This is a genomic window from Clostridioides sp. ES-W-0018-02, from assembly GCF_020658175.1.
Lineage (GTDB): Bacteria > Bacillota > Clostridia > Peptostreptococcales > Peptostreptococcaceae > Clostridioides.
Genome location: NZ_JACVVY010000002.1, coordinates 78,544 through 92,840 on the forward strand (window position 1 = coordinate 78,544; position 14,297 = coordinate 92,840).

The window sequence follows — 14,297 nt, forward strand, 5'->3', positions numbered from 1 at the left end:
CTAAATTAATGTGTCTATTAACAATTTTGTATTATCCCATTCTTCACGGCTTTTTTTATATTTTTCTCTACCTTCGCTTGTTATAGAATAATATTTTCTTCTAGCACCAGTAGCCTCATCACCCCAATAAGATGTTATTGCACCAGATTGTTCAAGTCTACGAAAGGCTGTGTATAAAGTTGCTTCTTTTAACTCATACAAGCCTTGTGTTTTTTCTAATATAGATTTATTAATCTCATAACCATAGCTATCTTTTTCAAGTAAATGCTTTAAGATAATTGTTTCTGTATGACCTCTTATCATATCAGATGCGATTTTCATAAACATCACCTCCGTTTAAGTATATAATACTTTTATATACCTCGCCTGTCAATGTATTTCGTGTGATAAAATTTATTTTATTATAATTCTTACAGTTTTATATCGTTTTAGGAGAGAATTACATACTAAATCATATGAAAAACGTACTTTTATAGTTATTTATAGAGAAATGATGTTGTTATTAAATTGGAAGAAGGAAGAATGCTTAAATATATTAGCATATGTAATGATATTATTAAAAAATAAAATAAAATTCAATTTATTTAGGATAATTCTATCAAGGTATTTACTACAGGTGTAGAGTCGTATATAATTAAGTTATATGGAAAATTTTAAAAATTAAATTATTAATACACTAGGAGAAAATATTATGATAAAGTCAAATTTGTTTTGGAATATTTTCATTGCTATGTCTTTTATCATAGAATGGTTTGTTTGTAAAAAAATACTAGATTACACAAGTATACAAAAAATTTCCAATAAAAGAATAAATCTTTACATGATAGGTATTATTATTTTTGCTAATATATTTTATTTCTTTGACGTAATTCCAAATATAAGAGTAATTATATCTGTGATGATTATGATTGCATTTTACAAAATTTCATATAGAGTAAGGCTTACAAAAGCCATACTAATATCTTTAATGTATTGGATGTTGTTAATGGGTATAGATGCTTTGAGCATGTCTTTAACAATTTGGATTAATTCAATAGATGATATGAGCCAAATGTTAACAGAAAATATATATAGAATTGAGTCAATTGTATCTGGAAAGACAATTTTGCTTTTAATTTTATTTTTATATAAGACATTAAAAATAAAATTGAATATAGAAATAAATAAAAAGACATTAACATATGTAATTATACCTATAATTGCCAATATAGCGTCTTTCTTTGCTATTTTTGAATACATATTTAATCCTAAAACTAGTGGTAGTTTAATACATAATTATCAATTACTTATAATCTCTATCATGTTACTTCTATCAAGTATTATCTTGATTTTAGTTGCTAAAAAATTACAAGAGTATAATGCATTAATAGCAGAAAATAATATGATTAAAAACGTTTTACACAATAAAAATGAATATTATGAGGATATAGAAAAGAAACATTTAAAAACTAGATTATTAAGTCATGATATGAAAAATCATATCTTATGTATAAAAACTATGGTTAAAAAAGGTATTGATGTTACTTCATATTTAGATGACTTACAGATGGAGATTCAAAGTAATGATATTTTATTTAATACTGGTAATTTTATCTTAGATGCTATATTGAGTGAGAAGAAAGAAGTTTGTGATAAAAATAATATAGAACTTAAAATAGGAATAAATTTTGGTCACTGTGAAGCTATTGAATTAATAGATGTATGTCATATATTTTCAAATATCTTAGATAATGCAATTGAAGCATGTAAAAAAATTGAGGAGGGGAGTAAAGTAATTTGTGTTAAAGGTGATGTTTTACAAAATTTTTATCTTATAAGAGTGGAAAACACTAAAGTAAATGAAATTATCACAAAGAACGGACAAATTGTAACAGATAAAAAAGATGCACTTCATGGTCTAGGAATAAAAAGTATAAAAAACTCTGTAAATAAATATGGAGGTAATGTTGTAATTGAATATGATGATAAAAAATTTGTAGTGAAGATTGCTATACCACTTAGGAATGTGAAAAAAGCAATTAATATATAATTTGATGTGTCATGAGTAAATAATATAATTTTATAAAGATAATAGACTTAATTATTACCTATAAGAATCTATTTAAATTAGTGTGTTATATAGTAAATCATACATATAGTGAGCTATGCATATAGTGTGTTGTACAAATAGTGTGTTGTACATATAGTGATTCGTGCATAGAATGAGTTTTAAAATATAAAGTCTGAGATTTATAGATAATGTGGCTGGAAGTAGATAACATGGGTGGAATCAGTAGACAAAATAACATAAAAAAGAAGTTGCATCGAAAGGAGAAAAACTCTTTAGAGATGTAACTTCTATTGCAACTAAAGTTATGTTATATTGATAAAATCAACAAAACATTTGTATCAACGTAACTGCTTATTAGTGAAACTATTAAATTGATAAATACATAATCAGATACTATATATATAGTTGTTCTATTATTTAATTTGGTTTTATTATACTTACTTTATATGTATGATAGCCTATATTTCCATTTCTGGAATTAGGCTTCTCATAGCCTCTATAGTTGTTTGTATAAGTTTGTCAAGTTCCCAATCAAGCATTTCTGCACCACTTCTTATAACATCTCTAGAACAGCCAGCAGCAAAAGATTTATCTTTAAATTTCTTTTTAACAGACTTTAATTCTAAATCAGATACACTTTTTGAAGGACGCATTATTGCAGCAGCACCAATTAATCCAGTAAGTTCATCTACAGCAAATAAAACTTTTTCCATAAATTGCTCTGGTTTAACGTCTGAGCCAGTCAATCCATATCCATGACTTACAGTAGAATCAATTATTGATTTATCTAAATCAAGTTCAGTCATTAATTCTCTTTGCTTAACACAATGTTCTTCAGGATACATCTCAAAGTCTAAGTCATGTAAAAGTCCAACGATTTCCCAAAATTCTACTCTTTCAGGGTCGTATTCTTTTGCATAATATCTCATAACACCAGATACAATTTGAGCGTGTCTTATATGAAATTCTTCCTTATTGTATTTTTTTAAGATTTCCCATGCTTGCTCTAAATTTGGCATGTAACTCATTACTATCACTCCTCTAGCTGAATATTTTGAATTTTTATAAAGCTTATTTTTCATTGATTATATCAATCAATTTCCAATACGTCAACACACTAATGCATAATTTTGCATTTAAATTCAGAAATTAGTGAAAATTAAAATTTTATCAGTATATATGACACATTCATATATTATGCTACAGTCGTATAGTTTTGTATATTTTGTAAAATTAAGACTAAAATCAAACATCATAATGTATCTATGAATATAAATATTCTGCTGATATTATTTGTAAAAAATACAATTAGAATATAATAAAATCTCTATTTGTTGTACTTAGCACTTTTGTCTTTTAATATTACTTTTGAAATAATTGCTATAAAGAATGTAACTATACCAACTCCTATAATAATAATGTAAACTCTATCTGATAATAAATCAAAAAGTTTACCATATATGACTTGACCAAGAGGCATTGCAGCAGCTGTTCCTGCAAAAAGTATCGCCATTACTTTTCCTAACAGTTCATTTGGAGTTTCTAATTGAGTTATTGTTATGGCAAATATTGAAATAATTGTTGTCATGAAAAATATTAACATAGAGGATATTACAAGAATTAAAAATGGTGCTACCAACCCTGTTTGTAGTATAGATGGATATACCGAAAATGCCATTGGAATAAACATTAGTGCACATACACAAAGGTATATATATAAATTACTAATTTTTATATGTTTAGAGAACATGCCAATACTTATAGCAGCTACTAGTGAACTAAATGATATTGCTCCCTGTGCAGTACCATATAAGGTATCATTAGCACCCATTGTTATTTTTATTATATATGGTATACCTACAATTATCATTGAAGTTAAAAAGAGGTTTAATGCCATTGCTATAAACAATATTTTTAATAGAGTAGGATTTTCTTTACATATATGGACAACACCATCTTTTATATCATTAAAGATAGACTTTATGATATTATCAGACTGTTCTTGTTTAACAAAAGGCATATGAATAAACATTTCCATAATAGCTGATAAAAAGAAGCTTATACAACTGATAATTACAATAGCATTAACTCCAAGAATTCCATATAAAACACCACCTAGTACAGGTCCAGCGATATTTGTAAGAGATGCAACTCCAGCTACGACACCATTTGCATTCATTAAATTTTTACTATCAACTAGGATAGGTGTACTCGACTGAACAGTGGGTTGATACATCGTACTTATTATTGAAAGTATAGTCATGATAATTCCTACAATCAGTATTGAACCTTTATTGTTAAATAAAAATAATGCTAAGACTAGAACAGTTAAACTACTTGAAAAATCAAAAATAACCATTAAATTTCTTTTATTAAATTTATCTGCAATAGCTCCACCAATAGGGGAACATATTATAATTGGAATTGAAGATACTGCAAGTATTGTAGCAAATATTCCTGCTTTTCCTGTCATATCAAGTATGTACAAGGATAAAGCGAATTTAAGTATTGATGCACCAAACAGCGAAATTATTTGACCTAATACCATTAAGTTGAAGTTTTTGTTGAAAGTATTTAGTGATTTTGTCATATATACACCTACCTATCTAAGATTATTAAAACATTTATAATAATTGTTATAACAGCAATTACTATTAGAAGTTTTCTTTTTATTTTAATTCCTAACACTATTAAAAATATAGCAAACATTATAGATAGAGTAGAGTAGAAAGGCATAAGTTCACTACTAGGGTCTACAAGTTTTGTGTGTATGTTTAATTTTTCATTTATTTTATATATAATATCGTTTAGTTTTTGTATTAGTTCAATCATATGGACTCTCCCAAAAGAATTTTAAAGGAATTTTAGCAGAAAAACAAAATTTATTATTTTTGCTGTGTAATTCACTTAATTTGTTTATTTAATTTAATTTATTTTATAGTTACCTATTCTACTAGTTACCTATTCTACATAATCATTTATTTTACTTATATAATCTAGTAAAATTAGCACATCATATTATTCAAATATGTCATCTACAAGATTCTCTATCATGAAATCGAATACTTCAAAATAGTTATATCCAATATCTTCTTTTAACAGTAGACTTGATAATAGAGCATTACAAACACCAAAGGCTTTTTCTTTATCTATTTTTAGTTTAAAATCATACTTTTCAATTAAATCATAGAAGCTTTGTATATTGTTATGTTCAAGCTTTGAAACCATGTCTTTAGGTAATTTGTTTAAAAAAGCAATAAAATCATGATCTCTGGGAGCATATAAAAATGGATTTTTATCATATAAGCGATATAACATCTTTAAAGATGCTACAAATCCTTCTTTTGTAGGCATACTATTCAAGATTTCGTATAGTGATGATATAAGTCTGTTTTGAATTCCATTTAATACTTCAAAAAATAACTTTTCTTTTGAATCAAAAAATGTGTAGAAAGAGCCTTTTGCAATTCCTGCCTTTGAACAAAGCTCATCAATATTAGTTTTTTTATATCCATATTTAGACCAGTGGTTTTCACATTCTAAAATTAATCTTTCTCTTATATTGTTTTTTTCAACTTCTGTAAAGCTTTTAGCCATATTTATCAATCCTTTCCATAAGCATGTATATGTATGACTTAAAATATTTTTTTAGTCATACATATATAGTATTGTCCATTTATGAATTTGTCAAGTATGATTTTGTTAACAAACAACGGTTTTTTGCTACAATCTGCAAGTAGTATTATAGTAGAGGCAGTTATATGAAAAGAGCCAATAGCCATAAGGAATGCCCTTATAGGTTATTGGTTCTATGTATGTGCATTTGATAACTGGCATATTTAATTGTTTTACAGGGACATACTTTAGCACATAATCCGCAAGAAATACAATCATCCCAAACTGTAAAATATTTATCATTGCCTGGACAATTCTTTATATAACGGTCCATTATTTTATGAAAAAGTGTGTTTACTAAAAAATTGGATTTTGGATAGCTTTTTATTTCTTTTCGTGATGTTTCTTTTTTAAAACAGAATAGTGTTCTGTTTAAATTATATCACATAGGTAGATTAGGGTCAATAATTAACAAAATAATGTTCTTTTAATTGTATAATATGTTCTATTATTGCTGACATTATGATATGTGTAATTATATCTTGCAAGAAACTTAAGTATGAAATGATGAGGAATTATTTAAAATAAAAATACATTAAAATAAGTACTTAAACTACAGAGACATATTAAAAAATAGGTATTTAAATTACAAAGCTACTTCTAATTAAAACAGTATTTAAAATACAAAAAATAAGGATTACAAAATTTTTTTTAAAGGTAAACGTTTATGAGAAAAAGAAATGTTTACATAACAAATAAATGGCTATAATTTAAATACATAATGTTATATCAGAGAGAGGAATAAAAATATGTTTAATGAACTTAAAACCGAAGAAAATGTATATAAAAATTTAATAAATGGGAAATGGGTAGAATCCAATTCAAAAAAACCAATAGAAATTTACTCACCAATAGATAACTCACTTGTTGGAAAAGTACAATCTATGACAAAGCATGAAGTAGATGAAGCTATTAAAAATACAAAAGAAAGTATAAAGGTATGGGCTGATATGCCTGTATACAAGAGGGCTAATATATTTCATAAAGCAGCTGACTTATTGCTAGAAAATATGGATGAAATAGCTAATATATTGGTACTTGAAATAGCTAAAGATATAAAATCTGCAAGAGCAGAAGTTGAAAGAACAGCAGATTTTTTGAGATACACAGCAGATGTAGGAAAGAATATGGAAGGTGAGGCTATTAGTGGTGACAATTTCCCTGGTGGAACACGTAATAAGATGTCTTATGTTTCAAGAGTTCCGTTGGGTACTGTTTTAGCTATATCTCCATTTAATTATCCTGTAAATTTATCAATGTCAAAAATTGCACCAGCACTTATTGGTGGAAATGCAGTTGTCCTAAAACCTGCTACACAAGGAGCTATTAGTGCACTTCATTTAGTAGAAATTATGAGAAAGGCTGGTATACCAGATGGTGTACTCAACACAATTACAGGTAGAGGTAGTGAAATAGGAGATTATGTTGTAACTCATAAGGGAATCAACTTTATAAATTTCACTGGTAGTACTGAAGTTGGTCAACATATATCTAAAATATCTAAAATGGTTCCGTTATTATTGGAACTTGGTGGAAAAGATGCTGCTATTGTATTAGAAGATGCCGACTTGGATTTTGCAGCTAAAAACATAGTAGCTGGAGCTTACTCATATTCAGGTCAAAGATGTACGGCAGTAAAGAGAATTTTGGTTCAAGATAGTGTGGCTGATAAGCTAGTTGAAAAAATAAAACCGTTAGTAGAGAAGTTAACAGTTGGGAATCCAATGGATGAAGTAGTTATTACACCTCTTATAGATAACAAATCAACTGATTTTGTTCAAGGATTAGTGGATGATGCATTGCATAAAGGGGCTAAATTAATAACAGGTAATGTTAGAAAAAATAATTTATTTTATCCAACATTATTGGATAATGTAAGTGTTGATATGAAAATTGCTTGGGAGGAACCTTTTGGACCAGTACTTCCAATTATAAGAATTAAAGATATAAATGAAGCAATTGAAATTGCTAATCAATCAGAGTATGGGCTTCAATCATCAGTATTTACAAGTGATATTGATAAGGCTTTTTATATAGCTGATAAGCTTGAGGTTGGTACTGTTCAAATAAATAATAAGACTGAGAGGGGACCAGACCACTTCCCATTTTTAGGGGTAAAGGCATCTGGAATGGGAACTCAAGGCGTTAAGTATTCAATTGAGGCTATGACTAGACCTAAGGCAGTAGTAGTAAATGTTAAGGGTCTGTAGATTATACTAGTAATATTGGATAGAGTGGAGAAATTAATTTTTTCCACTTTATATTTTGATTTTTAAAGCTTTATATAGCTCTAGAAAATAATGAAGTTTTAATCAGGATATAGATTTTGTATAAATTATATAGATATAAAAAAGGTTCACTCTAATTAGGGTGAACCTTTTTTCTCCTCTTTTTAGAGAAAGAACTAAAACTAATCCAGATATTGCAGTAGGGCAATATTTAATATAAATATCATAATAATCTTCAATATGGATTTGCATGAAAAGAATAAGTATTATATGAATTATTAATGTCAAAATAATTATATTTGTTAGTATATTTCCATTTCTAACTTTTTTATTTAGCTTGAATTCATCAACTTTATTTTTCATAGATATCTGTGATAAATTTTGTCTATGAGATGTTAGAGTGTGGTTACACTTGGGGCATATAGTCGTAGTATCGTCAAACTCTAAATCACAGTTTTTGCAATACATAAGCTATGACTTCTTACCCATGTCCATATCTGAAGATTTTGCACACATATCATATGAATTTGCTGTTGTTGCTACGAAAAAAGTAGTTGCTAGTGTTAAACTTAATACCTTTGATTTAGTTTTTTTCATTTGTTTTCCACCTAAAAATATATTTAATTAAAGTTAGAAAATTCTTGAAATTCTAACTAGAATTCAATGCTTTTATCTGTGCTATTATGATTCGAATAAGAGTTATATAAAAAGATTAGATGATTAATTTAAGAGTGGTAATTTAATGAATTTTATTCTATATAAGTAGTATATCGGAAAAAATAAAACTATATCACTGAAAAATAAAAAAATACATATAAATAATTTAATATAATGATTTCTTATTGTAGATATATCCATTTTATTTTCCTCCTCAATCTTTATTCTAAAATTTTAACAAATATACAGGTTACATACTATTAATCTCACTATGTTTTTTGTCAATGTTGAGTTGCATCCTTGTAACAGCAAGTATTTCATATAAGTTTTATTATTCAATAAAGTAACTTAAAGTTATGAATTTAAGAAAAATTTAATATCTAAGTATGGTGCAGAGTATAAAATTAAATGTAGGTCTAAATTAGATGATTCTATCTCTTTATTTTATATAGTTCGATTCCTAAAAGAATTATTTTAACATTGTTGAAATAGAAACAAAAGTTTAATATAATATTGTTAATGCACTAACGGGTGGGAGGATATATACCATGAATAAAGAAGAACAGGTCATGATGGGTTTTAGAGATTTGCTAAATAAGACTGTTTGGCTTAATAAATTTAAGATGGAAGAGAGTCTTAAGGGTTATAAGTCTTCTGAAGTACATTGCATTGAATACATTGGAAGAAATGTAGACTGCAATGTGACAAAACTGGCCGAATACTTTTATATGACTAGAGGTGCCATAAGTAAAGTAACTAAAAAGCTAATAAAAAAAGGTGTTATTGAAAGTTACCAGAAGCCTGATAATAAAAAAGAAATCTATTTTAGACTTACTGAGCAAGGTAAAACAGTTTATAATATCCATGAGGAACTTCATAAAGAGTTTCAAGAACGTGATAAAGTTGTATTTGAGCAGGTAACTGATGAACAATTTGACAGTATGATTAGCTTTGTCGAAAATTATAACCGACATTTGGATGAAGAAATAAAAAAACAGGGGATAATATTAAAGTAGAATAAATCAGAATAATGAAAATGAAATCATATACAGCCTAACTCTATTGAGAATAGGCTGTATTTTTATTGTTATCTATTTTGTTGACAAGGAAACAAAAAAATGATACTATAAATATGTTTCCGAGGAATCAAAAAACGAATATAGGAATATACCTCCAAATGAGGCGAAATGATAAAAGATGAACATGCTACTAGGGAAATAAAATAATGAAAAAAGTAAAGAGGTAAAGATGTAAAAAAGTAAAAACGAAATATGTTTCTAAAGGAAACAAAATTATAATTTTTGAGAGGAGGATTTAAGTGTTTATATTTAAATCAAACAATGAACAGAATACAGAACAAATTGTAGATAAAAAGGCTTTGATATTTGGTCTTATATCTGCGTTTCTTTGCGGAATCGGATTCACTATCATAGCACCTGTCGTTCCATTCTTAGTGCAACCTTATACAAATAGTCCAGAAGAACAAGCTATAGTTGTTACAATGCTAACTTCTGTTTATGCAATCTGTGTGTTTTTTGTAGCTCCTGGGCTTGGAGCTTTGAGCGACCGATATGGACGTCGTCCATTACTCTTATTATGCCTTTTGGGTTCTGCAATAGGGTACTTAGTTTTTGGAATAGGAGGAGCTCTATGGGTATTATTTGTTGGACGTATAATAGAAGGTGTAACAGGTGGGAGCATAAGCACTATCTTCGCATATTTTGCAGATATTACTCCTAGAGAACATAGAAGCAAATACTTTGGATGGGTGAGTGCATTTTCAGGTGTAGGCTGTGTTATTGGTCCAACTGTAGGTGGGTTACTTGCTAAGTTTGGTTATTCTGTACCCATGTATTTTGGAGCAATAATAACTTTACTTAATGTTATTTATGGATTCCTGTATATGCCTGAGAGCCTTGATAAGAAGAATAGATTAAAGTCGATTACACTTGCAAGGCTAAATCCATTTATACAGCTTGCAAATGTACTTTCTGTAAAAAACTTAAAAAGGCTACTTTTATCAGCATTCTTACTTTGGATACCAAATGGGTCTTTACAGTCAGTTTTTTCACAATTTACAATAGACACTTTCAATTGGAAACCCGCACTAATTGGACTTGTATTTTCAATTATGGGTATACAAGACATCATTTCACAAGGTTTTATAATGCCAAAGCTTTTGAGAAAACTTAGTGATGCACAGATAGCAATTCTTGGAATGGTTTCAGAGATTATAGGGTACAGTTTTATTGCAGCATCAGCCTTGTTTTCGTTCTATCCTATTTTTATTGTTGGAATGTTTATATTTGGTTTTGGCGATTCTATCTTTGGACCTTCATTCAATGGGATGCTATCCAAGTCTGTCGATTCTAGTGAGCAAGGGAGGATTCAAGGTGGTAGTCAATCCATTCAATCTTTAGCAAGAATAATTGGACCTATCATTGGAGGTCAAATCTATGTATTTCTTGGTCATGCGACACCTGCTTTTATGGGCATGATACTTATAGGAGTGGCAACATTAGTTTTGTATAAAGGGACACATGTAAATGTGTAAACTTTGTAAAATATAATAAGTAAAAATTCACTTTATGGAGCAGTTGATTTTAATAGATTGACTGTTTTTTTGTATTATATTATTTTTAATTAGATAAATTTGACTTTAAAAGTTTTTTATGATGACTATGTGTCCAGTTATGCACTTTTATCGACTAGTTACACAGTTTGTGTTGAATATTTAGAAAATTCGTACTATTATATAAATAAATTTAAGCATATAAGTAGGTTTGTTATATGAATATTTATTGTGGAGGATGGTCAAAATTTAGACCAGTAAAAAAATAAGAAGTAGAAAAATAAGAAGTAGAAATATTCAATTAAGCTGTAGAAATGTTAAAAGATGTTGATTATGAAACACTTATCGTTGCTACTTAAGTTGTAGCAGGTACAAATTTAAAATTTATTTGTAATGCTACTGCAATTACAAAGGCTCCTAAGGATTATTTAGCAGAAATTATGATTTTCAAAGCTCTTCTTTGTGAAGAAAAAAGTAGAACATGTAATTAGATATATAAAATAAAAAATATAATTAGATATATAAAATAAAATAACTGTGTTAGTAAAGGCTTTATTTTACAAGCACAGTTATTTTAATATTAAAAAATTTTATAAAAAAGGGAGAAAATACATGGGAGAAAAAAATAAGCTTTTAGAAGAAATCAAAATCCTACTAGATGAAGGAAAAGTAGCAATAGATAAAGCTATAAATAAGAATCTAATTTTGATTCTTGGAGGCACAGGTTGTGGGAAAAGTACAGCAATTAATTATCTTGCAGGATGTGAAATGAAGGAAGTAGAAGATGAAGATACTGGTATCTCCTATATTGAATGTGTAGACCCTGTTGCAGAAATTGGTTCAGGAGCTGTTTCACAAACTTTGTATCCAAATATTGTAGATATGAGAAGAGAAGTAGAAGGAATGGATGCAAAATTATGTGATACTGCAGGATTTAGTGATAACAGAGGAGTAGCACATGACATTAGTGCAGCAGTTTCGTTAGGAGAGGTGTTTAGAAATTCTGCATCTATATGTGGAGTAGTTGTACTAATACCAGAAGCAGATATATTAGAGGCTAGACTTACAAAAGTACTTGATTTATTTCAACAATTAAATATGTGTCTTCATAAAGAGAATTTTAGAGGAAGTATTACTTTCTTTATTTCTAAAAGCTTTTTAGGAAGAACAGAAAAACAAATATATAATGTGATTAGAAAAAAATACGAACAATTGTGTGAAAGTCCAGAAAATAATATAAAAGATAAAGCTTGGTTATTTGAAGAATTGCTAAAAGGAGAAGGAAAAAATATTCATCTTTGTAAACCACTTGAAGCAGAGCAAAGAGAAGGATTATTAAAAGAAGTAATAAAATTAGAAGAAGTAAAAGATAAAACATCAGCATTCCAATATCCAATCAGTGCAGATGCAAGATTAGTTTTAGATACATTAATAAAAGATATTCAAAGTAGTATAGTATCTAGACTAGAAGTTTATGTCAAAGAATATACAGAAGACTTTATTAAGAAGGTTGAAAGAGTAACAATGATTCAAGAAATGTCAAAATATGAAAGAGTAGTAGACATATTTAAAAACTGGTTAGAAAGTTCAGTTAATGCAGAAAGTATTACTTTAGAGAAATTTATCAATTTATTGTCAGGAGAAAGTGGATTATTCTTGGAAGACACATGTATAAAATTACAAAATGAGATAAGAAGAAACTTAGATATAATTAAAGATTTAAATAAATATACAGACCATGGAAATGCTGAAATTTCACTATCTTCTGTATATATGGAATCTATTATAGAAAAAACAAGTAAAAGTATAATGGAACAAAAATTTATTATTATAAGAAAGAAAATAGAAGAGATTTTAGTTTCTTATGAGGTACAAAAACAGGTATGGACATTATCAAATAGAGATAAATTGATGGAAGTTGCAAATAAAACAGACTACATATATAGTAAACGTGATTTTGAGCCTATTTTAAAGAATCTTATAGATAGAAATAGTGAAGAATTAGAAGCAAATATAACAAGATTAAATGCATATGGAGAAAAAGGAAATGAAATAATTAGAAATCTTGTAAGTAAATATATTTTAAATCCATTTATAATAAAATCATTTATACTTAAAGAAAAGACGGTCATAGAAGTTAAAGCATTAATTAAAAACTTGGTAATTAGCAGTGTTTTAGAAGCTTTTAGAAATAGAAACGTGGGAGATGATGTCTCTACAATTATGTTTTCAGCTAAAGACACTATCTATATGGATACTAATCTTGGAATGGATTTTGCATCAGAAAAAAATATCATTATTTCTTGTGAGAATCTTGATGTAAGTAGTAATTCTAAGATTAATGTAAGTGGAAAGAGTGGAAATTTTATAGATAATTCTATATATGGAATCAATGGTGAAGATGGTAGAGATGCAGGAAATATTTATTTGTACATTAAAGAAGAAATTAGAAACTATCGCCTTACACTAATAGCAAATGGAGGAAATGGTTCAAGAGGAACAGATGGTAAAGATGGTGTGGCTGGAAGCACAGGTAGAAATGGAAGTGATGCAGGATATACAAGTTATTTCTATGGACAAATGTTTAAAGGTTATTTTGCAGAAGGAACAAGTGGTGCAAAAGGAGGAAAAGGAGAGAAAGGAGGAAATGCTGGAAGAGGTGGAAATGGAGGAAGTAAAGGAAATATTTACTTCTTGGCAGATTCAGATAAAAAGAGAGATAAGTTAATCAGTTGCTGTGATATAACAGTAAGAGATGGAGAAAGAGGTCCAGATGGAAGACCAGGATTTGGTGGAAGTGGAGGAAAAGGTGGTCATCATGGTTATAATACACTTTCATTCTCTCCAAGTGCTATAGATTCTACTGTATACTATACAGGATATTTTAAAAGTTGGGATTATAAACTAACTAGTATTACTAGTTATCGTATAACTCTTGAAGGTGGAAGTTGGGAAAAAGGAAAAGAAGGTCCATCAAGAGAGTATGCTGATTATGGAGATAGAGGAGAATCTGGAGGATATAATAATCCAAATTATAAAAAATCAACAGCAGTTTTAAAAGTTGAAGAAAGCTTTGTTAAAGAAAAATATCAAAACTATTGTGCTGAAGTATAGA

At 28.1% G+C, this 14,297-nt stretch carries 12 protein-coding genes; 5 read left to right on the forward strand and 7 right to left on the reverse strand.

What is annotated here, in order from left to right; translation table 11 throughout:
- Entirely contained in the window at positions 1–321 is a 321-nt protein-coding gene (locus tag IC219_RS06785; protein ID WP_227433593.1) for a PadR family transcriptional regulator, read from the reverse strand.
- Positions 322–691: 370 nt separating this feature from the next.
- On the opposite strand from IC219_RS06785, the gene IC219_RS06790 reads away from it, so the two are divergent.
- A complete protein-coding gene (locus IC219_RS06790; protein ID WP_227433592.1) occupies positions 692–2,029 on the forward strand; it encodes an ATP-binding protein in 1,338 nt (445 codons plus the stop codon).
- Between the two features lie 479 nt (positions 2,030–2,508).
- Here IC219_RS06790 and IC219_RS06795 read toward each other — a convergent pair whose 3' ends face one another.
- The 5 genes from IC219_RS06795 to IC219_RS21975 form a co-directional block, all read right to left on the reverse strand.
- Positions 2,509–3,078, reverse strand: a complete 570-nt coding sequence (locus IC219_RS06795; RefSeq protein WP_227433591.1) for a hydrolase — start codon at positions 3,076–3,078, stop codon at positions 2,509–2,511.
- 299 nt (positions 3,079–3,377) lie between these two features.
- A complete protein-coding gene (locus IC219_RS06800; RefSeq protein WP_227831362.1) occupies positions 3,378–4,640 on the reverse strand; it encodes an MFS transporter in 1,263 nt (420 codons plus the stop codon).
- An 8-nt stretch (positions 4,641–4,648) separates the two neighbouring features.
- Positions 4,649–4,882: a hypothetical protein gene (locus IC219_RS06805; protein WP_227433589.1), complete on the reverse strand. Its 234-nt coding sequence runs from the start codon at positions 4,880–4,882 to the stop codon at positions 4,649–4,651.
- 186 nt (positions 4,883–5,068) lie between these two features.
- Positions 5,069–5,647 carry a TetR/AcrR family transcriptional regulator gene (locus IC219_RS06810; RefSeq protein WP_227831361.1) on the reverse strand — a complete coding sequence of 193 codons (579 nt, stop codon included), beginning with the start codon at positions 5,645–5,647 and terminating at the stop codon, positions 5,069–5,071.
- Positions 5,648–5,843: 196 nt separating this feature from the next.
- Complete coding sequence (locus IC219_RS21975; protein WP_227433666.1) at positions 5,844–5,999, reverse strand: 4Fe-4S binding protein; 156 nt, start codon at positions 5,997–5,999, stop codon at positions 5,844–5,846.
- 475 nt (positions 6,000–6,474) lie between these two features.
- Between IC219_RS21975 and IC219_RS06820 the strand changes: the two genes are divergently transcribed.
- On the forward strand, positions 6,475–7,935 hold the full coding sequence (locus IC219_RS06820; protein WP_227433587.1) for an NADP-dependent glyceraldehyde-3-phosphate dehydrogenase: 1,461 nt from the start codon (positions 6,475–6,477) through the stop codon (positions 7,933–7,935).
- Positions 7,936–8,424: 489 nt separating this feature from the next.
- On the opposite strand, the gene IC219_RS21645 is transcribed toward IC219_RS06820, so the two are convergent.
- Positions 8,425–8,550, reverse strand: coding sequence for a hypothetical protein (locus IC219_RS21645; protein WP_255606096.1), 126 nt, complete (start codon positions 8,548–8,550; stop codon positions 8,425–8,427).
- Between the two features lie 608 nt (positions 8,551–9,158).
- Here IC219_RS21645 and IC219_RS06825 point away from each other — a divergent pair.
- From IC219_RS06825 to IC219_RS06835, 3 genes are all read left to right on the forward strand, one after another.
- Positions 9,159–9,626 (forward strand): MarR family transcriptional regulator, encoded by a 468-nt coding sequence (locus IC219_RS06825; protein WP_227433583.1) that lies wholly within the window; start codon positions 9,159–9,161, stop codon positions 9,624–9,626.
- Positions 9,627–9,928: 302 nt separating this feature from the next.
- Complete coding sequence (locus IC219_RS06830) at positions 9,929–11,164, forward strand: MFS transporter (protein ID WP_227831360.1); 1,236 nt, start codon at positions 9,929–9,931, stop codon at positions 11,162–11,164.
- Positions 11,165–11,794: 630 nt separating this feature from the next.
- Complete coding sequence (locus IC219_RS06835) at positions 11,795–14,296, forward strand: ATP-binding protein (protein WP_227483076.1); 2,502 nt, start codon at positions 11,795–11,797, stop codon at positions 14,294–14,296.
- Position 14,297: the final 1 nt, after the last annotated feature.

What these genes read in the sequence shown, in the direction of transcription:
- IC219_RS06800 (WP_227831362.1), bottom strand. Translation starts at nt 4,640, where the DNA reads ATGACAAAATCACTAAATACTTTCAACAAAAACTTCAACTTAATGGTA.
- IC219_RS21975 (WP_227433666.1), bottom strand. Translation starts at nt 5,999, where the DNA reads ATGGACCGTTATATAAAGAATTGTCCAGGCAATGATAAATATTTTACA.
- IC219_RS06805 (WP_227433589.1), bottom strand. Translation starts at nt 4,882, where the DNA reads ATGATTGAACTAATACAAAAACTAAACGATATTATATATAAAATAAAT.
- IC219_RS21645 (WP_255606096.1), bottom strand. Translation starts at nt 8,550, where the DNA reads ATGAAAAAAACTAAATCAAAGGTATTAAGTTTAACACTAGCAACTACT.
- IC219_RS06795 (WP_227433591.1), bottom strand. Translation starts at nt 3,078, where the DNA reads ATGAGTTACATGCCAAATTTAGAGCAAGCATGGGAAATCTTAAAAAAA.
- IC219_RS06810 (WP_227831361.1), bottom strand. Translation starts at nt 5,647, where the DNA reads ATGGCTAAAAGCTTTACAGAAGTTGAAAAAAACAATATAAGAGAAAGA.
- IC219_RS06785 (WP_227433593.1), bottom strand. Translation starts at nt 321, where the DNA reads ATGAAAATCGCATCTGATATGATAAGAGGTCATACAGAAACAATTATC.
- IC219_RS06790 (WP_227433592.1), top strand. Translation starts at nt 692, where the DNA reads ATGATAAAGTCAAATTTGTTTTGGAATATTTTCATTGCTATGTCTTTT.
- IC219_RS06820 (WP_227433587.1), top strand. Translation starts at nt 6,475, where the DNA reads ATGTTTAATGAACTTAAAACCGAAGAAAATGTATATAAAAATTTAATA.
- IC219_RS06835 (WP_227483076.1), top strand. Translation starts at nt 11,795, where the DNA reads ATGGGAGAAAAAAATAAGCTTTTAGAAGAAATCAAAATCCTACTAGAT.
- IC219_RS06825 (WP_227433583.1), top strand. Translation starts at nt 9,159, where the DNA reads ATGAATAAAGAAGAACAGGTCATGATGGGTTTTAGAGATTTGCTAAAT.